The organism is Mesorhizobium sp. W050, assembly GCF_054719535.1.
Map to the genome: position 1 here is coordinate 3,033,273 of NZ_JBTTIH010000001.1, position 22,014 is coordinate 3,055,286.

23 protein-coding genes are annotated in these 22,014 nt (G+C 63.6%); 8 read left to right on the top strand and 15 right to left on the bottom strand.

Going from position 1 to position 22,014, the window contains the following annotated elements; all coding sequences use genetic code 11:
- Positions 1-31: 31 nt before the first annotated feature.
- From ACYG9Y_RS14695 to hutI, 5 genes are read right to left on the bottom strand one after another with little or no spacing between them, the layout of a single operon-like run.
- Positions 32-610 carry a HutD/Ves family protein gene (locus ACYG9Y_RS14695; RefSeq protein WP_023739269.1) on the bottom strand — a complete coding sequence of 193 codons (579 nt, stop codon included), beginning with the start codon at positions 608-610 and terminating at the stop codon, positions 32-34.
- Between the two features lie 12 nt (positions 611-622).
- Entirely contained in the window at positions 623-2,296 is a 1,674-nt protein-coding gene (gene hutU / locus ACYG9Y_RS14700; RefSeq protein ID WP_196814993.1) for a urocanate hydratase, read from the bottom strand.
- A gap of 25 nt (positions 2,297-2,321) precedes the next feature.
- Entirely contained in the window at positions 2,322-3,134 is an 813-nt protein-coding gene (gene hutG / locus ACYG9Y_RS14705) for an N-formylglutamate deformylase (RefSeq protein ID WP_023739267.1), read from the bottom strand.
- A gap of 1 nt (position 3,135) precedes the next feature.
- On the bottom strand, positions 3,136-4,674 hold the full coding sequence (gene hutH / locus ACYG9Y_RS14710; RefSeq protein ID WP_023739266.1) for a histidine ammonia-lyase: 1,539 nt from the start codon (positions 4,672-4,674) through the stop codon (positions 3,136-3,138).
- A complete protein-coding gene (gene hutI / locus ACYG9Y_RS14715) occupies positions 4,671-5,906 on the bottom strand; it encodes an imidazolonepropionase (protein WP_023739265.1) in 1,236 nt (411 codons plus the stop codon). The genes hutH and hutI overlap by 4 nt, the downstream gene beginning before the upstream one ends.
- Positions 5,907-5,996: 90 nt before the next feature.
- Here hutI and ACYG9Y_RS14720 point away from each other — a divergent pair, with 90 nt between their 5' ends.
- Together ACYG9Y_RS14720 and hutC are read left to right on the top strand one after the other, a co-directional pair.
- Positions 5,997-7,349 (top strand): formimidoylglutamate deiminase, encoded by a 1,353-nt coding sequence (locus ACYG9Y_RS14720; RefSeq protein WP_023739264.1) that lies wholly within the window; start codon positions 5,997-5,999, stop codon positions 7,347-7,349.
- Positions 7,346-8,086, top strand: coding sequence for a histidine utilization repressor (gene hutC / locus ACYG9Y_RS14725; protein ID WP_023739263.1), 741 nt, complete (start codon positions 7,346-7,348; stop codon positions 8,084-8,086). The genes ACYG9Y_RS14720 and hutC overlap by 4 nt, the downstream gene beginning before the upstream one ends.
- 169 nt (positions 8,087-8,255) lie before the next feature.
- Here the strand turns inward: hutC and ACYG9Y_RS14730 are convergent, their stop codons facing one another.
- Positions 8,256-8,600 carry a RidA family protein gene (locus tag ACYG9Y_RS14730; protein WP_023672906.1) on the bottom strand — a complete coding sequence of 115 codons (345 nt, stop codon included), beginning with the start codon at positions 8,598-8,600 and terminating at the stop codon, positions 8,256-8,258.
- 207 nt (positions 8,601-8,807) lie between these two features.
- Here ACYG9Y_RS14730 and ACYG9Y_RS14735 point away from each other — a divergent pair, with 207 nt between their 5' ends.
- On the top strand, positions 8,808-9,146 hold the full coding sequence (locus ACYG9Y_RS14735; RefSeq protein WP_023672907.1) for a protein tyrosine phosphatase family protein: 339 nt from the start codon (positions 8,808-8,810) through the stop codon (positions 9,144-9,146).
- Positions 9,147-9,368: 222 nt separating this feature from the next.
- Here the strand turns inward: ACYG9Y_RS14735 and ACYG9Y_RS14740 are convergent, their stop codons facing one another.
- Positions 9,369-9,836, bottom strand: coding sequence for an Lrp/AsnC family transcriptional regulator (locus tag ACYG9Y_RS14740; protein ID WP_023698021.1), 468 nt, complete (start codon positions 9,834-9,836; stop codon positions 9,369-9,371).
- A 139-nt stretch (positions 9,837-9,975) separates the two neighbouring features.
- Here ACYG9Y_RS14740 and hppD point away from each other — a divergent pair, with 139 nt between their 5' ends.
- Together hppD and ACYG9Y_RS14750 are read left to right on the top strand one after the other, a co-directional pair.
- Positions 9,976-11,091 carry a 4-hydroxyphenylpyruvate dioxygenase gene (gene hppD / locus ACYG9Y_RS14745; protein WP_023739262.1) on the top strand — a complete coding sequence of 372 codons (1,116 nt, stop codon included), beginning with the start codon at positions 9,976-9,978 and terminating at the stop codon, positions 11,089-11,091.
- A 63-nt stretch (positions 11,092-11,154) separates the two neighbouring features.
- The gene (locus tag ACYG9Y_RS14750; protein WP_023702307.1) at positions 11,155-11,379 is read left to right on the top strand and encodes a type II toxin-antitoxin system Phd/YefM family antitoxin; all 225 of its coding nucleotides are present in this window, start codon (positions 11,155-11,157) and stop codon (positions 11,377-11,379) included.
- A 3-nt stretch (positions 11,380-11,382) separates the two neighbouring features.
- Here the strand turns inward: ACYG9Y_RS14750 and ACYG9Y_RS14755 are convergent, their stop codons facing one another.
- From ACYG9Y_RS14755 to hmgA, 5 genes are read right to left on the bottom strand one after another with little or no spacing between them, the layout of a single operon-like run.
- Positions 11,383-11,919 (bottom strand): DinB family protein, encoded by a 537-nt coding sequence (locus tag ACYG9Y_RS14755; protein WP_023694414.1) that lies wholly within the window; start codon positions 11,917-11,919, stop codon positions 11,383-11,385.
- Positions 11,916-12,212 carry a hypothetical protein gene (locus tag ACYG9Y_RS14760; protein WP_023694415.1) on the bottom strand — a complete coding sequence of 99 codons (297 nt, stop codon included), beginning with the start codon at positions 12,210-12,212 and terminating at the stop codon, positions 11,916-11,918. The genes ACYG9Y_RS14755 and ACYG9Y_RS14760 overlap by 4 nt, the downstream gene beginning before the upstream one ends.
- A gap of 12 nt (positions 12,213-12,224) precedes the next feature.
- The gene (locus ACYG9Y_RS14765; protein ID WP_023739261.1) at positions 12,225-13,238 is read right to left on the bottom strand and encodes a fumarylacetoacetate hydrolase family protein; all 1,014 of its coding nucleotides are present in this window, start codon (positions 13,236-13,238) and stop codon (positions 12,225-12,227) included.
- Positions 13,235-14,122, bottom strand: a complete 888-nt coding sequence (locus tag ACYG9Y_RS14770; RefSeq protein WP_023739260.1) for an MBL fold metallo-hydrolase — start codon at positions 14,120-14,122, stop codon at positions 13,235-13,237. The genes ACYG9Y_RS14765 and ACYG9Y_RS14770 overlap by 4 nt, the downstream gene beginning before the upstream one ends.
- A 10-nt stretch (positions 14,123-14,132) precedes the next feature.
- Entirely contained in the window at positions 14,133-15,446 is a 1,314-nt protein-coding gene (gene hmgA / locus ACYG9Y_RS14775) for a homogentisate 1,2-dioxygenase (RefSeq protein ID WP_023739259.1), read from the bottom strand.
- A 122-nt stretch (positions 15,447-15,568) separates the two neighbouring features.
- Between hmgA and ACYG9Y_RS14780 the strand changes: the two genes are divergently transcribed.
- A complete protein-coding gene (locus ACYG9Y_RS14780) occupies positions 15,569-16,003 on the top strand; it encodes a MarR family winged helix-turn-helix transcriptional regulator (protein ID WP_031259048.1) in 435 nt (144 codons plus the stop codon).
- Between the two features lie 226 nt (positions 16,004-16,229).
- On the opposite strand, the gene tdh is transcribed toward ACYG9Y_RS14780, so the two are convergent.
- On the bottom strand, positions 16,230-17,264 hold the full coding sequence (gene tdh / locus ACYG9Y_RS14785) for an L-threonine 3-dehydrogenase (protein ID WP_023739257.1): 1,035 nt from the start codon (positions 17,262-17,264) through the stop codon (positions 16,230-16,232).
- A 44-nt stretch (positions 17,265-17,308) separates the two neighbouring features.
- Complete coding sequence (locus tag ACYG9Y_RS14790; protein WP_023739256.1) at positions 17,309-18,496, bottom strand: glycine C-acetyltransferase; 1,188 nt, start codon at positions 18,494-18,496, stop codon at positions 17,309-17,311.
- Between the two features lie 310 nt (positions 18,497-18,806).
- Between ACYG9Y_RS14790 and ACYG9Y_RS14795 the strand changes: the two genes are divergently transcribed.
- Positions 18,807-20,873 carry a putative bifunctional diguanylate cyclase/phosphodiesterase gene (locus tag ACYG9Y_RS14795; protein ID WP_023724848.1) on the top strand — a complete coding sequence of 689 codons (2,067 nt, stop codon included), beginning with the start codon at positions 18,807-18,809 and terminating at the stop codon, positions 20,871-20,873.
- 21 nt (positions 20,874-20,894) lie between these two features.
- Here the strand turns inward: ACYG9Y_RS14795 and ACYG9Y_RS14800 are convergent, their stop codons facing one another.
- Positions 20,895-21,299: a MarR family winged helix-turn-helix transcriptional regulator gene (locus tag ACYG9Y_RS14800; protein WP_023672921.1), complete on the bottom strand. Its 405-nt coding sequence runs from the start codon at positions 21,297-21,299 to the stop codon at positions 20,895-20,897.
- 192 nt (positions 21,300-21,491) lie between these two features.
- Between ACYG9Y_RS14800 and ACYG9Y_RS14805 the strand changes: the two genes are divergently transcribed.
- Positions 21,492-21,899 carry a hypothetical protein gene (locus ACYG9Y_RS14805; RefSeq protein WP_023739255.1) on the top strand — a complete coding sequence of 136 codons (408 nt, stop codon included), beginning with the start codon at positions 21,492-21,494 and terminating at the stop codon, positions 21,897-21,899.
- The last annotated feature ends 115 nt before the right edge of the window (positions 21,900-22,014 follow it).

The window sequence follows — 22,014 nt, forward strand, 5'->3', positions numbered from 1 at the left end:
ACAGGCGTTAATCGTTGTGCTGGCGGTGCGGCTAGCCCAGGCTGGCTATCCGGATGACGAACACGGTCGTCGGCCGCACCGGTTCAAGCCGCAGTTTCGCGGCCTGCGGTCCGAGCAACAGCGTGTCGCGAGGTCCAAGGCGCGACGATGTCGCGCCGGTCACGCCGACCTCACCGTCGAACGGCAGGATCAGGGTCATAGCGCTGGTCGGCCGGATATCGGTCGGAACCGAAACCATCAGACGCTGGACCGAGTGCGTTGCCCGCCCGCGGCGGGTCATGACGTTGAGGTCGGTGATCGCACCGGAGATCAGCGCGGCCGTGGTCGGCACATCGGCCGGGAAGGACAGCGGGGCGGAAGCCGCCGTCACTTCGGCCGGCGGACGGCCGGCAATATCAAGCACGATACCCTCGCCTTCCAGCACGGCAAGCGTGCGGTCGACGCCGGCAAAGCCCGAGAACGGGCCGCTGCCCTCGACTCGCGCCATCGAAACGCGCCAGTCGAAATCGTCCAGCCCGACGCCGTCCGGCGAGACGGCGATCTCGGTGGTCGTGCCGCCGCCATTCTTCCACGGCATGACGCGGTAGTCGGCGGCCCGTAGGATGCGCATCATTTAAGCCAATCAGCCTAAAATACCGGGCAGATTGAGCTGGTGCTCCTTCGCGCACTCGATGGCGATGTCGTAGCCAGCATCGGCGTGGCGCATGACGCCGGTCGCCGGATCGTTCCACAACACGCGCTGCAGGCGCCTTGCGGCGTCCGGCGTGCCGTCGGCGACGATGACCATGCCGGCATGCTGCGAGAAGCCCATGCCGACGCCACCGCCATGATGCAGCGACACCCAGGTTGCGCCCGACGCGGTGTTGAGCAACGCATTGAGCAGCGGCCAGTCGGAGACGGCGTCGGAGCCGTCCTTCATCGCTTCCGTCTCGCGGTTGGGCGAAGCCACCGAGCCGGAATCGAGGTGGTCGCGGCCGATGACGACGGGCGCCTTGAGTTCGCCCCTGGCCACCATCTCGTTGAAGGCGAGGCCCAGCCTGTGGCGGTCGCCGAGGCCGACCCAGCAGATGCGCGCCGGCAGGCCCTGGAAGGCGATGCGCTCACGTGCCATGTCCAGCCAGTTGTGCAGATGGGTGTTGCCGGGGGTGAGTTCGCGCACCTTGGCGTCCGTCTTGTAGATATCCTCGGGATCGCCCGAAAGAGCAGCCCAGCGGAACGGGCCGATGCCACGGCAGAACAGCGGCCTTATATAGGCCGGCACGAAACCCGGGAAAGCAAAGGCGTTCTCGAAGCCTTCGTCCTTGGCGACCTGGCGGATGTTGTTGCCATAGTCGAGCGTCGGCACGCCGGCATTCCAGAACGCGACCATCGCCTCGACATGCTCGCGCATTGAGGCGCGGGCGGCCTTCTCGACAGCCTTGGGATCGGAGACGCGCTTCTCGCGCCACTCAGCCATCGTCCAGCCCTTGGGCAGATAGCCGTTAATCGGGTCATGCGCCGAGGTCTGGTCGGTGACCATGTCGGGGCGGATGCCCCGCTTGAACATTTCCGGCACGATGTCGGCCGCATTGCCGAGCAGGCCGACCGACTTCGCCTCGCCGGCCTTGGTCCAGCGCCCGATCATTTCCATCGCTTCATCGAGCGTCTCGGCCTTCTCGTCGACATAGCGGGTGCGCAGCCGGAAATCGATCGAGTCCGGATTGCATTCGATGGCGAGGCAGCAGGCGCCGGCCATGACGGCGGCAAGCGGCTGGGCGCCGCCCATGCCGCCGAGGCCGCCGGTCAGGATCCATTTGCCCGTAAGGTTGCCATTGTAGTGCTGGCGGCCGGCTTCGACGAAGGTCTCGTAAGTGCCCTGCACGATGCCTTGCGTGCCGATATAGATCCAGGAGCCGGCCGTCATCTGGCCGTACATCATCAGGCCTTTTTTATCGAGCTCGTTGAATTTATCCCAGGTCGCCCAATGCGGCACGATGTTGGAGTTGGCGATCAGCACGCGCGGCGCATCGGTGTGCGTCCGGAAGACGCCGACCGGCTTGCCGGACTGGACCAGCAGCGTCTCGTCTTCATTGAGGGTCTTCAACGAGGCGACGATGCTGTCGAAATCGTTCCAGGTGCGCGCGGCCCGGCCGATGCCGCCATAGACAACGAGCTCATTGGGGTTTTCGGCGACATCGGGATCGAGGTTGTTCATCAGCATGCGCAGCGGCGCTTCGGTCGTCCAGTATTTGGCGTTGAGCTTGTCGCCGCGGGGCGCGCGCACTTCGCGGATGTTGTGGCGAGGATTGTTCATCATTGTCCCTTTGGAGTAAGGCGGCGTCTCAGCGCCCGGCCCAGTCAATGGCGGATTGGAGGATTTTCGTCAGTGTGGCGCGCATCGGCGCGGCGAACTCGGCATCATAAGGCACCGGCCAATTGTCCGGTTCGCCCTTGCCCTCGGGCTCGCGCAAATAGCCGCGATCGGCAAGTTCCATCTGCAGCGCATGGTAGCCGCCTTGCGGATTGCCGAAATAGCGGGTGATCCAGCCACCCTTGAAACGGCCGTTGATGACATTGCTTTCACCGCTCTCGGCCATGATCTGGCCAACCAGCGCCTGCAGCGTAGGATCCGCGGTCTGGCCGTCATTGGTGCCGAGATTGAACACCGGCAGCGTGCCGTAGAACAGGCGCGGCAGCACCGACCGGATCGAGTGGCAATCGTAAATGACGACCTTCTCATGCAGGCCGCGCAGCCTGACGGACTGAGCCGCCAGCATTTCATGGTAGGGCACGAAATACGCTATGCGGCGTTGATCGATCTCCGACGGCGTCGGTTCCGCGCCGGGCAAATACAGCGGATCGCCGTCGAAGGTCTCGGTCGGGCATAGCGTCGTTGTCGTCTGCCCGGGATAGAGCGAGGCGCCGGAAGGATCGCGGTTGACGTCGATGACGGTGCGCGAGATCGACGTGTGCACGACAGTCGCGCCAAGGCCGGCGGCAAAATCGTAGAGATTGTCGATCCACCAGTCGCAATCGCGGCGGCCGAGCCAGGGCGAGACCAGCCGATTGTCGATGCCGGCGAGATCGATACCCGTGTGCGGGATGGACACCAACAGGGGTGCCGTGCCTTCCGTCACTGTCAGCCAGTCGGCCATGTCAGACTCCCGAAATCGAAGGCAGTGTCACCGCGCCGGCAGCCTTGATGGCAGCGCCGCTGCGCACCATGGCGATGGCCTTTTCCATATCGGGATGGAAATGTCGGTCGTTGTCGAGATGCGGCACTTCTGCGCGGACCAGTTTGCGCACGGCTTCAAGGGCCGCGCTCGACGCCAGCGGTGCATGGAAATCGCAGCCCTGCGCGGCGGCCAAGAGTTCGATGCCGATGACGGCTGTCGCATTCTCGACCATGCCGATCAGCCGGCGCGCGCCATGTGCGGCCATCGAGACGTGGTCTTCCTGGTTGGCCGAGGTCGGGATGGAATCGACGCTCGCGGGATAGGCCTTCTGCTTGTTTTCGGAAACGAGTGCCGCCGCCGTCACCTGCGGGATCATGAAGCCGGAGTTCAGGCCGGGCTTCGGCGTCAGGAATGCCGGCATGCCGGACAGCGCCGGGTCCACCAGCATGGCGATGCGGCGTTCCGACAGCGAGCCGATCTCGCAGACGGCGAGCGCGATCATGTCGGCGGCGAAAGCCACCGGCTCGGCGTGGAAATTGCCGCCTGAAAGCGCAGTATCGTCCTCGGCGAAGATCAGCGGATTGTCGGTGACGCCATTGGCCTCGGTGCCGAGCGTATCGGCAGCCTGGCGCAGCACGCTGAGTGCAGCACCCATCACCTGCGGCTGGCAGCGCAGGCAGTACGGATCCTGCACGCGCTCATCGCCGACGCGGTGCGATTCACGGATGGCGCTGCCGGACATCAGATTGCGCAGCGCTGCCGCCGTCTCGATCTGGCCCGGGTGTTTTCTGAGGAGATGGATGCGCGGATCGAAGGGTGCATCCGAGCCCTTGGCGGCGTCGGTCGACAGCGCCCCGGCGACCAGCGCCGACTGGTAAAGCACTTCGGCCTCGAAGAGAGCGGCCAACGCATAGGCGGTGGAGAACTGCGTGCCGTTGAGCAGCGCCAGGCCTTCCTTGGCGCCAAGCGTCACCGGCTCCAGGCCGTGCGAGACGAAAGCGACCTTGGCCGGGAAGCGGCCATGCGGTGTAAAGCATTCGCCGACGCCGATCATCACCGCCGTCATGTGCGACAGCGGCGCGAGATCTCCGGAGGCGCCGACCGAGCCCTGCGCCGGCACGACGGGGATGACGTCGTTGACCAGCATCGCTTCCAGCAATTCGATGGTTTGCGGCCGCACGCCCGACGCGCCCTGCGCCAGGCTGGCCAGCTTCAGCGCCATCATCAACCGAACCACAGCGACCGGCATCGGCTCGCCGACGCCGGCGGCATGCGACAAAACGATGTTGCGTTGCAGGGTTTCCAAATCGGCGGCCGGAATGCGGACGCTGGCCAGTTTGCCGAAGCCGGTGTTGATGCCATAGACCGGCTCACCCTTGGCGACAATACGGGCGACAGCCTCGGCGCTGGCCTTGATCTTCGGACGGCAGGCAGCGTCGAGCTTCGGCACGGCGCCACGATAGATGGTGCGCCAGTCGGCCAGCGATGCATTGCCGGGCTTCAGGTTAAGTTCGGTCATTGTCCTCTCCAGATGCGGGCATGGAGCGGGTTGAAGCCCATGCGGTAGACGAGTTCGGCCGGACGCTCGATGTCCCAGATCGCCAGGTCGGCGGATTTCCCTGCTTCAAGCGTGCCGGTCTGGCCGAGCAATCCCAGCGCACGGGCAGCCTCGCGAGTGGTGCCGGCCAGGCACTCCTCGACGGTCAGGTCGAAAAGCGTCGCGGCCATGTTCATGGTCAGAAGCAGCGAGGTCAGCGGCGACGTCCCGGGATTGTTGTCGGTGGCGACCGCCATCTTGACGCCGTGCTGGCGAAACAGGCCGATCGGCGGCTTCCTGGTTTCGCGGATGAAATAGTAGGCGCCGGGTAGGATCGTCGCCACGGTGCCGGCCTTGGCCATGGCTGCGGCACCTGCTTCATCGGTGTATTCGAGATGGTCTGCCGACAGCGCACCATAACGGGCGGCGAGTTCGGCGCCATGCAAATTGGACAGCTGGTCGGCATGGAGTTTGACCGGCAGGCCAAGCGCCTTGGCCTTGTCGAAGACGCGGGCAATCTGTTCCGGCGAAAAGGCAATGCCCTCGCAAAAGCCGTCTACGGCGTCAGCCAGGCCCTCGGCGGCGATTGCGGGCAGGATCGTGTTGGCGACGAGATCGACAAAAGCGTCCTTGTCGCCTTTTGCTTCCGGCGGCAGCGCATGCGCGCCGAGGAAGGTGGTGCGGACCGTGACCGGGCGTTGCTTGTCCAGCTGCCGCGCGGCGCGAAGCGACTTCTGTTCATTTTCGAGATCGAGCCCGTAACCCGACTTTACCTCTACCGTGGTGACACCCTCGGCCATCAGCGCATCGAGGCGTGGCAGCGTCTGCGCAACCAGTGCGTCTTCGCTCGCGGCACGCAGGGATTTGACCGAGGAGACGATGCCGCCGCCGGCACGGGCGACTTCTTCATAGGTGGCGCCGGCCAGCCGCATCTCGAACTCGTTGGCACGGTTGCCGGCATGGATGAGATGGGTGTGGCAGTCGATCAGGCCGGGCGTGATCCAGCGGCCTTCGCAATCGGTAGTCTCGCCGCCCTGAGCCAACGCTGACGGCATGTCGGCTTCCGGACCGGCATAGACGATGACGCCGTCACGGGCGACGATCGCGCCCTTGTCGACAATGCCCAGTCCGGCGTCGCCTTCGGCCATGGTTGCCAGGCGCGCATTGCGCCAAAGGTGAAGGCCCCCTGCCCGGCTTTTGTTCTGTGCCGCCATCATCTTTTTCCGTTTGATTGGATGGCGATTATGTATATACATATTGAAAAGCACTGCAAGTGCAATTGTTCAGGGAATGCGGAGAAAAACGTGACGGCGATCTTTGCGGAACAGGCGCTGCTGCCCAATGGCTGGCACGACAAGGTGCGGATTTTGTTGAACGACGGTCGCATCACGGCAGTCGAAGCCGGCACGTCGATACAGGCTGACGACGAACGCCACGCCATTCTGGTGCCGGGCATGCCGAACCTGCACAGCCACGCCTTCCAGCGCGGCATCGCCGGGCTTGCCGAACTGCGCGGTCCCTCCGCCGACAGCTTCTGGAGCTGGCGCGAGGTGATGTACCGCTTCGCGCTGTCGATGACGCCGGACCAGGTCGAGGCGGTCGCCGCCCAGCTTTATGTCGAAATGCTGGAGGCCGGATTCTCGCGCGTCGGCGAATTTCATTATCTCCACCACGATCGCGACGGAAAACCCTATGCCAACCTTGCCGAGATGGCCGAACGTATTGCCGCGGCCGCCGGCGAAACCGGGATCGGCCTGACGCTGCTGCCGGTGTTTTATGCCCATTCCTCCTTCGGCGGCGCTGCGCCCAACGAAGGCCAGCGGCGATTCATCAACGATGTGAATCGGTTCGAACGCTTGCTTGAGAAAAGCCGCGAATCGGTTCGTGCGTTGAATCAGGCTGTCGTCGGCGTCGCCCCGCACAGCCTGCGCGCCGCGACGCCGGAGGAACTCAGCGCTGTTGCCGCCATTGCGCCGGACGGACCGATCCACATCCACGTCGCCGAGCAGGCGAAGGAGGTCGAGGATTGCCTGGCGTGGTCGGGTGCGCGACCGGTCGAATGGCTGCTCGCCAATGCCGGGATCGACAAGAGTTGGTGCCTGATCCACGCCACCCACATGACCGAGGCTGAGACAACCGGCATGGCCAGAAGCGGCGCCATTGCCGGGCTTTGCCCGATCACCGAGGCCAATCTCGGCGACGGCACCTTTTCAGCACCTCTGTTCATCGAACATGGCGGCCGCTTCGGCGTCGGCTCGGATTCCAACGTGCTGATCGGCCTGCCGGATGAATTGCGCCAGCTCGAATATTCGCAGCGCCTCGCACACCGCGCCCGCAATGTGCTGGCGGTGGCCGGCGGCTCGACCGGGCGGGCTCTGTTCGACGCCGCCCTCGATGGCGGCAGCACCGCACTCGGCGCCGGCCCGTCGCGGATCGCCGCCGGCGCCGCGGCTGATTTCGTCTCCCTCGACGAAAACCATCCTTCGCTGGCCGGAAAAAGTGGCGATGCGATCCTCGACGCCTGGATCTTTGCCAATGGCGGCAAGGTCGATTGCGTCTGGGTGCACGGAAAAAAACAGGTCAGCGGCGGCCGGCATGCAGTGCGTGAGACGATCGCCGAGCGCTTTCGCCATGTGATGACGGCGCTTTCGGCATGAGCATATCAGAGACAGCGGCGGTGGAAGGCGGCGGTTCGCTGCACCAGCGCATCCTGTCCGACATCAGCGAGAAAATAATGTCCGGCGCCTGGGCGCCGGGTCACCGCATCCCGTTCGAGCACGAGTTGACGGCCGAATACAATTGCTCGCGCATGACGGTGAACAAGGCGCTGTCGCAGCTGGCCAAGGCCGGGCTGATAGAGCGCCGCCGCCGTTCGGGCAGCTTTGTCCGCCAGCCGCAGTCGCAGGCCGCGGTGCTGGAAATCCACGACATCAGGATCGAGGTTGAGTCGCTTGGCCTGGCTTATCGTTACGAGCGCTTGGCGCGGCAGAAAAGGCGCAGCAGCGCCGAGGATCGCGCCTTGCTGGAACTGGACGCAGCCGGACAGGTGCTGGCGCTCGAATGCCGGCATTTTGCCGGCAAGCGGCCGTTCGCGCACGAACAGCGGCTGATCAATCTCGCCGCCGTCGCGGAAGCCGCCGAGGAGGAGTTTCTCGACATCGCCCCCGGCCCTTGGCTGATCGGCCGCGTGCCATGGAGCGAGGCAGAGCACCGTATCCGCGCGGTCGCGGCCGACAGGCACATTGCCGAATCGCTCGACATCGCCGCCGGCGCGCCCTGCCTGGTGGTCGAGCGCCGGACCTGGGGCGCCGAGCACCCGGTGACGCAGGTGAGGTTCACCTACGCCGCGGAGAGCCACACGCTGGTGGCGCGGTTCAGGCCTTCGCAGGGGTGATTACCCTCCCCCTCGAGGGGAGGGTCGCGGAGCAAGTGCCGCAAGGCGGCACTGGTGACGCGGGGTGGGGTCGGTGCAGCCTCGCCGACCCCACCCCGTCTCGCAGTCTCCGCTTCGCTTCGACTACTCGCCGACCCTCCCCTCGAGTGGGAGGGTAAGGCACCGCGCTCTAAATCGCCGCCGTAACAATAATCTCGACAGTGTATTCCGGCCCTGCAAGCTTGGCCTCACCCGTGGCGCGGGCGGGCGTGTTGCCTTGCGGGACCCACTTGTCCCATTCCTTGTTCATCTCGGCGAAGGTGCCCATATCGGCCAGCCAGATGATCGCCTGCAGGATCTTGGTCTTGTCGGTGCCGGCCTTGGCCAGCAGTTCGTCGATAGATGCGAGGATCGACCTGGTCTGTTCGCCAACGCTGGCGCCGGGCGTTCCGACCTGGCCGGCGAGATAGACGGTGTTGCCGTGGATGACGATCTGGCTCATGCGCGGGCCAACATCGATGCGACGAATGCTCATTGGATGGTTCCTTCGTTTGTCGGTGCGCCTGTTTAGAGTCGCTGCCGCCTCCGGGCAAGGCCAACAGCGCGAAACCTCTTGAGCCTGGGTTGGATCTTGGGCCGCAAATGTCTATCTGCGCCGAGGGATTTCTTTCCGGCGCGGATTGCCGACCTCGTGTGAGAGTGGCAAGACTTCGCGCCAAACCAGATTGCGAGGATGAGAGCCATGGAATATCGCGAAATCAGCGAGGACTATTCGGTCTCGGGCCAGATCCAGCCCGAAGATGCCGCCGCCATCAAGGAAGCCGGTTTCAAGAGCGTGATCTGCAACCGGCCGGATGACGAGCAGCCCGACCAGCCTTCGGCCGACAGCGTCAAGGCGGCGGTCGAAGCCGCGGGGCTGGCCTTCCGCTACATCCCGGTAATCAGCGGCCAGATCACGGCCGAGAATGTCGAGGACCAGGCCGAAGCGCTCGACGCGCTTGAGGGACCGGTGTTTGCTTATTGCCGCTCGGGCGCGCGGTGTACCAATCTTTATGGGCTGATCCAGCAGTCCAAGGGGTGAGCATCCTGAGGCGCTGGCGATCCCTCACACCCCCCTCTGTCCTGCCGGACATCTCCCCCGCAAGGGGGGAGATCGGATGTCGCCTTCGCTTTTCGCCAATCGCCGACGTCGCAGGATGAGCGCTGTCGACAAGCTGCTGATCTCCCTCCTTGCGGGGGAGATGGCCGGCAGCCCAGAGGGGGGGTGCTGTCCCGCCGACGTATCAACTGAAACTCTCTCAAACTAGATCGGCAGCGCCCCGGTCTCCTTCAGCGTCTCCAGCACGATCGCGGTCTTTACATGCTGCACGGAGTCGTGCGGCAACAGCACGCCGTTGACGAATTCCGACAGCGATTTCAGATCGGGGGTCACCACTTTCAAGATGTAGTCCATCTCACCGGTCAGCGCGTGCGCCTCCTGCACTTCCGGCAGCCGCGCCAGCAATTCGCCGAAGCGCCGCGCATTGTCGCGGTTGTGGGTGGCCAATGTCACCGAGATGACATTGACCAGCGAGAAGCCGAGCTTGTCGCGGTCGAGCACGGCGCGATAGCCCTTGATGTAGCCGTCTTCCTCCAGCCGCTGGCGGCGGCGTGAGCATTGCGATGCCGACAGGTTCACGCGCTCCGAGAGATCGTTGTTGGTGAGCCGTGCGTCGCCCTGCAAGAGAGCCATTATCTTGCGGTCAAATTGATCGATGCGCGCTTCATTCATCGATTCATCTCCAATCATGCATGAATTACGCACGAGATGATCATTTCAAGCGTTTGAATGCAAGCACCGTGCGGTCGCTTCGCACTATCATGCGTCATCTCGTGGTCCGATGCGGCCACCATCCGTTTGGAGGAATGCCATGGGTCCCTTCCCGCACGACGCCCCGCCCGCAAAGATCAGCAAGGAAAACCCCGCCGGCACCGACGGTTTCGAGTTCGTCGAGTTCGCGCACGCGGAGCCGCAGAAGCTCTCCGAGCTGTTCACCCGCATGGGCTATGTCGCGGTGGCCAAGCACCGCACGAAGGACATCACCGTCTGGCGCCAGGGCGACATCAACTATGTCGTCAATGCCGAGCCCGGCTCGCATGCGATGAAATTCGTCGACAAGCACGGCCCCTGCGCCGCCTCGATGGCCTGGCGCGTGGTCGATGCAAAGCATGCGTTCGAGCTTGCGGTATCGAAAGGCGCCACGCCCTACGACGGCAACGACAAGGCGCTCGACGTGCCGGCCATTGTCGGCATTGGCGGCTCGCTGCTCTATTTCATCGAAGCCTATGGCAAGAAGGGCTCGGCCTATGATGCCGAGTTCGAGTGGCTGGGCGAACGCGACCCGCGGCCGCAAGGCGTCGGCTTCTATTTCCTCGACCACCTCACCCACAATGTCTATCGCGGCCAGATGGACAAATGGTGGGACTTTTATCGCGAATTGTTCGGCTTCAAGCAGATCCATTTCTTCGACATCGACGGCAAGATCACCGGCCTCGTCAGCCGCGCCATCACCTCGCCCTGCGGCAAGATCCGTATCCCGCTGAACGAGTCCAAGGACGACACCAGCCAGATCGCCGAGTATCTGAAGAAGTACAATGGCGAAGGCATCCAGCATATCGCTGTCGGCACCGACGACATCTACGCCGCCACCGACAAGCTTGCCGACAACGGGCTGAAGTTCATGCCCGGTCCGCCGGAGACCTACTACGACATGTCGTACAACAGGGTGAACGGGCATGACGAGCCGATCGAGCGGATGAAGAAGCACGGCATCCTGATCGACGGCGAAGGCGTGGTCGACGGCGGCATGACCAAGATCCTGCTGCAGATATTCTCCAAAACCGTGATCGGCCCGATCTTCTTCGAATTCATCCAGAGGAAGGGCGACGAAGGTTTTGGCGAAGGCAATTTCCGCGCGCTGTTCGAGTCGATCGAGCAGGACCAGATCAAGCGCGGCGTGATCAAGGTCGATGGCAAGGCGGCGTGAAACCGTAAGCTCGTTTGCGGCTCGATCGGCTTTGATCTAAGTTCCGATCCAAGAGGTCGAGCCGTGAACGTCTCCATAACCGAAGCAAAGGCCAAACTATCGGAACTCGTCGGCCGCGCGGAAGCCGGCGAGGAGATAGTCATCACTCGTCACGGCAAGATCGCGGCGCGGCTCGTGGCACCAGTTCGAGAAGACTTGTTGTCGCGCATAGGTGCCCTGAAGGGCAAGATTTGGATTTCTGACGATTTCGACAAACTCGGCCCTGAATGGAACGAGTACACCAGATAAAGGTCAGAGGCCCAGCCGCTCGACCTCCTCCTTCCTCACCTTCAAATCATAATCGAGCAAAAACTCGTCCAGCTGCGGCGGCGCGACCGAGCTGCCCGAGAGCATCGCGTGAACCTGGCCGCGATGGTGGATGTCGTGCAGGAAGACATGGGCGAGAATGTCGCCGATCTTTTCGGGGATCATGCCGTCCTCGCGCCGGTCCGTGATGACCTGACGGTCGAGATCCGCCTCCGACAGCTTCTCGCAAAAGGCGATTAGGCGTCGATCTGCTGCGACCTGGGCGGCAAACAGCGCCTGCGGCACATCGAACGGCACGTAGTCGTCATAAGCGGCCGCACCGACGCCGCCTTCTTCGAGAAAATCGAGATAGAGATGATCGACCGCGAGGATGTGGTTGAGCGTCGCCTTGATCGACGGGAAGAAGCTTGTGCGCTCGGCTTCGAATTCGCCGGGCTTTAGCTGCAGCACGGCGCGATAGAGCCGGTCGTTCGACCAGAGATTGTTGCCGGCCATGCGGCTGAAATGCTCGAGCAGGGTCACGCGTTCATTCGTCTGATCAGGCCAATGCCAGCCGCCATCACCGCGAAGCCGGCGACAACGATCAGCAGCAGCCGGTTCATGCGCCGCCGCATCGCCTGCGTCTCCTCGTCCCGCGCCACATTGGTGTTGGTGATGGTGTGGAACATCATCGCCTTGCGCGGGTAGCCACTGCGGTTGGTCAGATCGGGCGAGCGCGCCTCGATGCGGTAGCTCAGCCGGATCGCCTGGATGAAGACCACCAGAATGGCCAGCGCCCAGACGCCGGCCAGCAGGTAGAACGCCTCTCCCGTCACTATTGCCCCCTCTTATGCCTGGGACTTCTCGACCTTCTGCTCGATGGCGCCGAAGATCGAGTTTCCGCTTTTATTCTTCATCTCGATACGCACCGTATCGCCAAAGCGCAGGAACGGCGTCTTGGGCTCGCCAGACTCAATGGTCTCGATCATGCGCAGTTCAGCGATGCAGGAATAGCCGGCGCCGCCGGCCGCCACCGGTTTGCCCGGCCCGCCATCCAGCTTGTTGGAGACGGTGCCGGAACCGATGATGGTGCCGGCAACCAGCGGCCGTGTCTTTGCGGCATGGGCAATCAGCGCCGGGAAGTCGAAGGTCATGTCGACGCCGGCATTGGCACGGCCGAACGGCTTGCCGTTGACGTCGGCGAGCAGAGGCAGGTTGACCTTGCCGCCATCCCAGGCGTCGCCGAGTTCGTCCGGCGTCACCGCCACCGGCGAAAAAGCCGAGGACGGCTTCGACTGGAAGAAGCCAAACCCCTTGGCGAGCTCGGGTCCGGTGAGCGCGCGCAGCGTCACATCATTGACCAGCATGACCAGCCGGATGGCGGCGCGCGCCTGGTCGAGGCTGGCGCCCATCGGCACGTCGTCGACGATGACGGCGACTTCCGCCTCCATGTCGATGCCGAAGGCTTCGTCCGCCGCGCGGATCGGATCGCGCGGCGCGATAAAGGAATCCGAGCCGCCCTGGTAGATCAGCGGATCGGTCCAGAAGCTTGCCGGCATCTCGGCGCCGCGAGCTTTGCGCACCAGATCGACATGGTTCACATAGGCTGAACCATCGGCCCATTGATAGGCGCGCGGCAGCGGCGATTGGGCGTCATGCTCATGGAAGCGTGCCGACGGCACCGCATTGTTCTCCAGCGATTCGGCGATCGTCGCCAGGTGCGGCGAAATCCGCTGCCAGTCGTCGAGTGCGGCCTGCAGCGTGCGCGCCAGGAACGAGGCGTCGGTGAAGCGCGTCAGGTCGCGCGAGACGACGACAAGCTTTCCGTCGCGCGTCCCGTCCCTCAATGTGGCAAGCTTCATGCGGTTTCCTCTCCTGATGCGGCTTTGGCGCCGTCTAAGTTCACAACAAGGCCGTCGCGGGCAATCGTCAAGTCACCCGCCCACGATTTCCTGACGGCGGCCTCCCAGTCGGCCTCGCCGATCGCGGCATCATCGGCCGGAATGAGGTGGTTGAGCACCAGCCTCTTCACCCCGGCATCGCTGGCGATGCGACCTGCCTGCTCGGCAAATGAGTGGCTGGCAAGCAGATGCTCTTTCAGCCGCGCGCCATTGCCGGTCCTGGCGACCAGCCGCTCGATGCCTTCTTCCAGCATGGCCTCATGGACGAGAATGTCGGCATTTCGGGCAAAGCCTGCGAGCGGCGGAAAGAAGGCTGTGTCGGCCGAGAAGACGATGCTTTTGCCGGCGTGGTCGAAACGCAGCGCGAAACAGTCCGTGACCGGCGGATGGTCGACGCGCAGTGCCGAGACCTTCAGGCCGCGCTGCGCAAAAATCTCGCCCTCGCCGAATTCCACGATCGAAGCCATTTCGCGAATGTCCGGCCTGCCCTCATCGACGATGCGAATTTCGATGTCGAACTCCATCGCCTGGCAGAAACGGCGCCAGTATTGGCCGGTGCCGGGCGGTCCGAACAGCGTCACCGGGCTGGCGAGCCCGGCGGTCCAGGCGGTGTGGAGCAGCGCCCCCAGTTCCAGCACATGATCGGAATGCAGATGGGTGACGAAGACCAGGTCGAGCGCCTTCAGGCTGACGCCGGCATCGACCAGGCCACGCGTGACACCCAGCCCGCAATCGACGACGATGGTCCGCCCGCCAAGCTCCAGCAGCGACGAACTCGGCCACGGCCCGCCCGGCCGCAATGCCGGGCCGCCTTTCGAGCCGAGAAGCACCAGCCGGTCGCTCATCGAGCTGATTTCAAGACCAGTCGCCCTCCGGCGTGCCGTTGAAGCGCTTCTTCAGGTCGGTCCAGCAGTCAATGTAATTGTCCTGCCTTGTTTCAAGCTCGGCGCCGTAGCGGGTCAGCATTTGCGGGAATCGGGTCTCGAACATGAAGGCCATCGTGTTGTCGAGCTTGACCGGTTTCAGCTCGGAGCGCGAGGCCTTTTCGAAGCCAGGTGCGTCGGGGCCGTGGGCCAGCATCAGATTGTGCAGGCTGATGCCGCCGGGCACGAAGCCTTCTTCCTTGGCGTCGTACTGGCCATGGATCAGGCCCATGAACTCGCTCATGATGTTGCGGTGGTACCAGGGCGGCCGGAACGTGTCTTCCGCCACCAGCCAGCGCGGCGGGAAGATGACGAAGTCGATATTGGCGGTGCCCTCCTCGCCGCTCGGCGCCGTCAGCACGGTGAAGATCGACGGATCGGGATGGTCGAACAGGATGGCGCCGACCGGCGAAAACGTCGCCAGATCATATTTGTAGGGCGCATAGTTGCCGTGCCAGGCGACGACGTCGAGCGGCGAATGGCCGATCTCGGTGACGTTGAAATTGCCGCACCATTTCACCGTCAGCCGGCACGGCGTCTCCTTCTCCTCGAACCAGGCGCTGGGCGTCTTGAAGTCGCGTGGGTTGGCCAGGCAGTTGGCGCCGATCGGGCCGCGGTCGGGCAGCGTCAGCTTGGCGCCGTAATTCTCGCAGACATAGCCGCGCACTTCCTTGTCGGCGAGCTCGACCTTGAACACCAGACCGCGCGGCAGCACGGCGATCTCGCCGGGCCGAAGCTCGATGACGCCCATCTCGGTGATAAAGCGCAAGGCGCCGACCTGGGGGACAATCAGCAACTCGCCGTCGGCGTTGAAGAAATGGTCGTCGACCATCGAGCGGTTGGCGACATAGACATGCGCCGCCATGCCGCTTTGGCCCAGCACGTCGCCGGCGGTGGTGATGGTGCGCATCCCTTGAATGAAATCGGTCGGCTCCTTCGGCATCGGCACCGGGTTCCAGCGATACTGCCCGAGCGCCAGTTCGTGGTCGCCGACATTGGGTGCTGTCTTCCACAAGGGATAGCTCGCTGCCTTGAAGCGGCCGGTGTGTTTTACGCTCGGCCGGATGCGGTAGAGCCAGGAACGCTCATTGGTGCCGCGCGGCGCGGTGAAGGGCGAGCCCGATAGCTGTTCGGCATAGAGCCCGTAAGCCGGCCGTTGCGGCGAGTTCCGCCCCTGCGGCAGCGAGCCGGGCAGCGTCTCGGTTTCGAAGTCGTTGCCGAAGCCCGGCATGTAGGAAAAGGTCATCCGATCCTCCCTGAACCCGGCCCCGCAAAGCGCTGCTTGCCGGCGATGTTGACCAAACTGGTTTCATTTGTAACCATCGAAAATGTAACTATCAACGGGCGAATGCCGCATCCATGGTGCAGATGGAAATCCTCGAACTCGAAAGCTTCCTGCCCTATCGGCTCTACCGGCTGGCCGACGCCGTCAGCCGCGAATTTTCAAAAATCCACCGCGACCGCCACGGCCTGACGCGGCCGGAATGGCGCACGCTGTCAGGGCTCGGACAGCGCGGCACCATGACGGCGACAGCGCTTGGCGAACAGTCGGCCATGCACAAGACCAAGGTGTCGCGCGCCGTGGCCGAGCTCGAGCGGCGACGCTGGCTGGTACGCACAACCGACGAGAATGATCGACGTGTAGAGCATCTGGCGCTGACCAAGGCGGGGCTGGCGGCCTATGGCGAAATGGTGCCGCTGGCGAAGGCGTTTGAACGGGAGTTGCTGGAGAGGCTGAGCACAGAGGAGCGGACAGCGATTGTGAGCGGCGTGGCGGCGCTGGAGGGAGCGTTGGGTGAATAAAGAATCTGCTCCGCCGTGATCCTTCACACCCCCCTCTGTCCTGCCGGACATCTCCCCCGCAAGGGGGGAGATCAGATGTCGCGAAGGCTTTCGCCAATCTCCAATGTTGCAGAGGTTGGCGAGCCGTCAAAGCTGCCAATCTCCCTCCTTGCGGGGGAGATGGCCGGCAGGCCAGAGGGGGGTGCCTCGCGCCGACATTTCCAGCGGATAGCGCTCAGCCGCACCCTCACCAATCCATCACCACCTTACCCGAACTGCCGCTCCTCATCGCATCGAACCCCGCCTGAAAATCATCGATACCGATCCGATGCGTGATCAGGCCGCTGACATCCAGCGGGCCTTGCACCAAGGCGATCATCTTGTACCAAGTCTCGAACATCTCGCGGCCGTAAATGCCCTTCAAGTGCAGCATCTTGAAGATGACCTTGTTCCAGTCGATCTCAAAGCCGGTCGGCGCGATGCCGAGAATGGCGATCTTGCCGCCGTTGTTCATGGTGTCGATCATGTCGCGGAAGGCGGGCGCGGCGCCGGACATTTCGAGGCCGACGTCAAAACCTTCGGTCATGCCGAGCGCCGGCATGACGTCGCGCAGCTTTTCCTTCGAGGCGTCGACGACATGCTGAACGCCGAGCTTTTTGGCCAGCGCCAGCCGCACCGGGTTGATGTCGGTGATGACGACTTTTCGCGCCCCCACACATTGGGCAACGAGCGCGCCCATGATGCCGATCGGCCCGGCGCCGGTGACCAGAACGTCTTCACCGACCAGGTCGAAGGACAGAGCGGTGTGGACGGCATTGCCCAGGGGATCGAAGATCGCGGCGATCTCGTCGGGCACATCGTCGGGGATCGGCACGACATTGTGCTGCGGGATCGCCAGATATTCGCCGAAGGCGCCGGGGCGGTTGACGCCGACGCCGAGCGTGTTACGGCAGAGATGCCCCCTGCCGGCGCGGCAATTGCGGCAATGGCCGCAGACGATGTGACCTTCGCCGGAGACACGCTGGCCGACCTTGTATTCGGTGACCGCAGCGCCGAAATCGGCCACCGTGCCGACGAATTCATGGCCGGTCACCATCGGCACCGGCACGGTCTTCTGCGCCCACTGGTCCCAATTGTAGATGTGGACGTCGGTGCCGCAGATCGCCGTCTTCTTGACCTTGATCAGCACGTCGTTGGGGCCGATCTCCGGCACCGGTACCTCTTCCATCCAGATGCCCGGTTCGGCCTTGGCCTTCACCAGCGCCTTCATCATGTTCGACATGCTTTTGTCCCTTGAATCCCTTGATCCGGAATCGCTTTTGGCGATCAGGAAATGACGCCCAACTCTTTTCCCACCGCCGCGAACGCTGCCACGGCGCGGTCGATGTCGGCGGTGGAATGCGCCGCCGACATCTGGGTGCGGATGCGCGCCTGGCCTTTCGGCACCACCGGGAACGAAAAGCCGATGACATAGATGCCGCGCTTCAGCATGCGCGCCGCCATTTCCTGCGCCAGGCTCGCATCGCCCAGCATCACCGGGATGATCGGGTGATCGGCGCCGGCCAACGTGAAGCCGAGCTTGCCCATCTCGGACCGGAAGCGCGCCGCATTGGCATAGAGGCGCTGGCGCAGGGCGTCGCCATTTCGGATCAGCTCGAACACCTTGATCGAGGCGCCGGCGATCGCCGGCATCAGCGTGTTGGAGAAGAGATAGGGCCGCGAGCGCTGGCGCAGCCAGTCGACCACCTGACTTTTGCCCGAGGTGTAGCCGCCCGAGGCGCCGCCCAGCGCCTTGCCGAGCGTGCCGGTGATGATGTCCACCCTGCCCTCGACGCCGCAATGTTCGGCCGAGCCGCGGCCGTTTTTGCCGACGAAGCCGACGGCATGGCTGTCGTCGACCATGACCATGGCGTCGTATTTTTCCGCGAGGTCGCAGACGCCTTTCAGATTGGCGATGATGCCGTCCATGGAGAACACGCCGTCGGTGGCGATCAGGCGGAAGCGGCAGTCTTTCGCCTCTTTCAGCCGCGCTTCGAGGTCGGCCATGTCGTTGTTGGCATAGCGGAAACGCTTGGCCTTCGACAGCCGCACGCCGTCGATGATCGAGGCATGGTTCAGCGCATCGGAGATGATCGCATCCTCCTCGCCGAGCAGCGTTTCGAACAGGCCGCCATTGGCGTCGAAGCAGGAGCCGTAGAGGATGGTGTCGTCCATGCCGAGGAATGATGAAATCGTTGATTCAAGCTGCTTGTGCTCTTCCTGCGTGCCGCAGATGAAGCGCACCGAGGCCATGCCGTAGCCGTAGCGGTCCAGCGCGCCTTTGGCTGCATCGCGCAATTCTGAGCTGTCGGCGAGGCCGAGATAGTTGTTGGCGCAGAAATTCAGCACCTTGTCGCCGCCGACTTCGATCTCAGCCGACTGGGTCGAGGTGATCACCCGCTCGGATTTGTAGAGCCCGGCGGATTTCAGCCCTTGCAGTTCGTTGTCGATATGGGAGAGGAATGCCGCGCTCATGGATCAGGTCCTGTTGAGATTGGCGCGACTGTCGCGCTACGCGCACTAAAAATCCATCGCAAAAGCGACCGTTTCGGTGGCACGGCGGGCTCAACCCTGGCGCGACCCGATCGCATGGCCCGCATGCTGGAGTAGCAGGCACGCGAATACGGCTATGCCGCGAAAGAACATGATAACCATCTCGGCAGCTTTCGTTTACTGCCGAAGCAACAGTTCCGCCGGCTTCCAGACCTGTTAACCCTTTCAAGCCAATCGTCTTCTCGCCACGAATCCGTGGCAGAATCAGTTCGACCGAGGGGTCACCTAAAATATGTCGCAGCAGCCGGCGCAAACCGTCTCGGGCAAACTCATCCTGCTGATCAAGAGCGGCTATTGGCTGGCGCTGCTGATCATCGCCGCCATGGTGATGGCCTCCTTCATCCTGCTGCAGCAGATGATGGCGGCGCAACAGCACAACCATACTCTGCTCGACATCGTCAGCACCCAGAAGGCGCTGTCGCAGCGCATCGTCTTTTTGACCAGCGCAACCGGCTCCGCCGCGCGTGACAAGCAGCCGGCCCTAGTTGCCGCGCTGAAACAGGCGACCGCCGAGTTCGAGACGAACTACGACCTGCTCCTCAAACAGACGGGAGCCGACCCGCTGTCGCCGGCATTGTCCGACCCAAGGTCGATCGAGAGCGTGCTCTACGGCAAGCCGTTCCACCTCGACTATTTCTCGGTCGGGCTGGTCGCCAATGGCGAAAGGCTGATCTCGTCCTTCGAATCCCAGCTCTCCGGCAATGCCGCCTACAAGGGCGGCGGCGAGCGCGTCAATCTCGATGCTTCCGTCGCCAATGCGACGCTGTCGGGTTATGCCGCGCTCGGCCAACGCATCGCCGCATTCGCCGACGAGCGGTCGGAAAAGCTCCTCGATCTCCACCGCACCTTGTTCTACGCCACCATCGGCGTCATCGTGCTGGTGGCGCTTTTCATCTTCCGGCCGATGTCGAAGGCGATCCTGCGCAAGACCCATGAGCTTGTCGATGCCCGCAACTCGATGGCCTTCATCGCCGTACATGACGGGCTGACCGGCCTGCACAACCGCACCTTCCTGACCGATCACTTCGAAACGCTGATCAAGGGCGCGCATCGCCGGCGTGAAAGGCTGGCGGTGATCCAGCTCGACCTCGACCGGTTCAAGCAGATCAACGACACGCTCGGCCACGCCGCAGGCGACTATGTTCTGGTCGTCACCGCGCAGCGCATGCGTGATTCCTGCCGCGCGTCGGATCTGTGCGCGCGCCTTGGCGGCGACGAATTCGTGATGATCCTCAATGGCGCCGGCGGCCCCGAGGACATCAACATGCTGGCCCGTCGCATCCTGGAGGAGATCAACGAGCCGATTACCTTCCAGGGCACGACCATCCTTCCGGGGGCCAGCGCCGGCATTGCCGTCTATCCCATCGACGCCGACAATGCCGAGGATCTGCTCGTCCACGCCGACCTCGCGCTCTATTCCGCCAAGAAGCTCGGCGGCGGCAGCTTCTCGTTCTTCTCCGAGGAACTCAGGCGCGAACTCGATTACCGCAAGCAGCTCGAGCACGACATCAAGGTCGCCATTTCGGAGAACGCCTTCCAGGTCTATTTCCAGCCGCAGGTGTCGCTGAGCAACGGCGCCATCAGCGGCATCGAGGCGCTGGTGCGCTGGAAGCATGCCGAGCGCGGCATGATTGCGCCGGGCGAGTTCATTCCGGTCGCCGAAAAATGCGGCTTCATGCCCGAGATCGGCCGCATAGTCTTTACGAAGGCGATCGAGCAAGCAGCCGAATGGGATCGCGCCGGCATTGCCTTCGGCCGGCTCGCCGTCAACGTGTCCGGCACCGAGCTGCGCGAACCCGACTTCGACCGCTTCCTGTTCGCGACGCTGGAAAAGGCCGGCCTGGCGCCGCAGAAACTGTCGCTTGAAATCGTCGAGTCCGTCATTCTCGACGACGAGAAGACGGGCATCGCGGCGAAGCTGCGCCACATCCGCGCTGCCGGCGTCCATCTTGAGCTCGACGATTTCGGCACCGGCTATGCCTCGCTCAGCCACGTCAATCCCAACGAGATCGACCGGCTGAAGATCGACCGCCGCTTCGTCCAGAACATCAACGAGAATGGCGACAACACCAAGATCGTGCGCGCCATCACCGAGCTGGCGCGCGGTCTCGGCATTTCGATCGTCGCCGAGGGCGCGGAAACCGAAGCCGAGCTCGATTCGCTGATGGCAATCGGCTGCGACCAGGTGCAGGGCTATTCCATCGCCTTCCCGATGCCGCAGGACAAAGCGCGCGAATGGCTGCTGGCGCGCAGCCCGAAGAAAGCCAAGCTGAAGGTGCTTCAGGGCAATTTAGCCTAGACTATTGCCCACCGGTGCCGGTCATTTGGCCGGCGCGACATTCGCCCGCAATGCCGCCAGCACCTCGGCGAACTCCGCCAGCCTGTCGTCCGGCAATCCCGCGCGCAGCCGCTTGTCGAAGATGAGAGCCGCCGCCCGCAGCTTCAGGAACATCGTTTCGCCCGCCTGCGTCAGCTCGACCAGATGAACCCGGCGGTTGTCCGGATCGCGGCGGCGCGTCAGCAAGCCTTGCGCCTCCATGGCGTTGAGATGGTGGGTGAGCGTGGCGCCCTGGATGCCGATCATGCCGGCAAGTTCGCGCTGGTTGGCAAGCTCGCTCGACTTGACCGAAAGCAAGGTCAGCCACACCGGCAGCGTGCCGCCGGCCTCGACCAAAGCGGCGTCAAAGGCCTGCGCCACCAGCTTGGAGGTGCGCGCGAGATTCATGCCGATTGGCGGACGGTCAAAGGGAGTCATGCGCCGACAGTAGAACAAGGCGCCGGCCGATGGAACGCGGCATTATACATTGACATCGAACCATTTGATACCTAACTATCATGCGTGTCGATCTACCGAGTTCATTTTATCCCGCATTCGACAGGAATCCGAGGACGGGCGGCGGGCAAGGAGGAAGCGGTCATGCAATATGTCTACATCGTCGTTATCGGCCTTCACGTCATGGCCGGTGTGTTCTGGGCCGGCACCACCATCACGCTTGCCCGCGACCCCGAGATCAGGGCGGAGCGCTTTATTGGACCGCAAATGGGCTCGGCCGGTATGGTGTTCGTGACCGGCGCCCTGCTCTGGTATCTCTTCCACGGCGCCTATTTCGGCTCGATGGAAATGGTGCTGGCGCTGGGCATCCTGGCCGCCTTCGCCGCTGCCGGCGTTCTCAGCGTCGTCGTCCGCAAGACCAGCCGGCAGCTTGCCGGCGCGGACGCCGCAACGGAAGCGGCGCTGCGCACCAAAATGGCCGGCGGCGAGCGCATCGCCGCCTGGCTTCTGGTACTCACCGTACTTTGCATGGCGACGGCCAGGATGATTTGAGCCCTGCCGCGCGTTGCCTCCCGGTTGAAAAGCATTCCGCATCGTGCGTCGCCTGGCTCTCGGCTGGTGGCGTACGCGGCGCGCAGTTCGGACGGATGTGCAAGGTGGCTCTCCG

Coding starts and splice junctions, on each gene's coding strand:
- ACYG9Y_RS14780 (WP_031259048.1), top strand. CDS start 15,569: ATGGAAATCCTCGAACTCGAAAGCTTCCTGCCCTATCGGCTCTACCGG.
- hmgA (WP_023739259.1), bottom strand. CDS start 15,446: ATGACCTTTTCCTACATGCCGGGCTTCGGCAACGACTTCGAAACCGAG.
- ACYG9Y_RS14805 (WP_023739255.1), top strand. CDS start 21,492: ATGCAATATGTCTACATCGTCGTTATCGGCCTTCACGTCATGGCCGGT.
- hutC (WP_023739263.1), top strand. CDS start 7,346: ATGAGCATATCAGAGACAGCGGCGGTGGAAGGCGGCGGTTCGCTGCAC.
- ACYG9Y_RS14800 (WP_023672921.1), bottom strand. CDS start 21,299: ATGAATCTCGCGCGCACCTCCAAGCTGGTGGCGCAGGCCTTTGACGCC.
- hppD (WP_023739262.1), top strand. CDS start 9,976: ATGGGTCCCTTCCCGCACGACGCCCCGCCCGCAAAGATCAGCAAGGAA.
- ACYG9Y_RS14695 (WP_023739269.1), bottom strand. CDS start 610: ATGCGCATCCTACGGGCCGCCGACTACCGCGTCATGCCGTGGAAGAAT.
- hutI (WP_023739265.1), bottom strand. CDS start 5,906: ATGGCGGCACAGAACAAAAGCCGGGCAGGGGGCCTTCACCTTTGGCGC.
- tdh (WP_023739257.1), bottom strand. CDS start 17,264: ATGTCGAACATGATGAAGGCGCTGGTGAAGGCCAAGGCCGAACCGGGC.
- ACYG9Y_RS14730 (WP_023672906.1), bottom strand. CDS start 8,600: ATGAGCATTCGTCGCATCGATGTTGGCCCGCGCATGAGCCAGATCGTC.
- hutG (WP_023739267.1), bottom strand. CDS start 3,134: ATGGCCGACTGGCTGACAGTGACGGAAGGCACGGCACCCCTGTTGGTG.
- hutU (WP_196814993.1), bottom strand. CDS start 2,296: ATGATGAACAATCCTCGCCACAACATCCGCGAAGTGCGCGCGCCCCGC.
- hutH (WP_023739266.1), bottom strand. CDS start 4,674: ATGACCGAACTTAACCTGAAGCCCGGCAATGCATCGCTGGCCGACTGG.
- ACYG9Y_RS14795 (WP_023724848.1), top strand. CDS start 18,807: ATGTCGCAGCAGCCGGCGCAAACCGTCTCGGGCAAACTCATCCTGCTG.
- ACYG9Y_RS14790 (WP_023739256.1), bottom strand. CDS start 18,496: ATGAGCGCGGCATTCCTCTCCCATATCGACAACGAACTGCAAGGGCTG.
- ACYG9Y_RS14765 (WP_023739261.1), bottom strand. CDS start 13,238: ATGAAGCTTGCCACATTGAGGGACGGGACGCGCGACGGAAAGCTTGTC.
- ACYG9Y_RS14770 (WP_023739260.1), bottom strand. CDS start 14,122: ATGAGCGACCGGCTGGTGCTTCTCGGCTCGAAAGGCGGCCCGGCATTG.
- ACYG9Y_RS14740 (WP_023698021.1), bottom strand. CDS start 9,836: ATGAATGAAGCGCGCATCGATCAATTTGACCGCAAGATAATGGCTCTC.
- ACYG9Y_RS14735 (WP_023672907.1), top strand. CDS start 8,808: ATGGAATATCGCGAAATCAGCGAGGACTATTCGGTCTCGGGCCAGATC.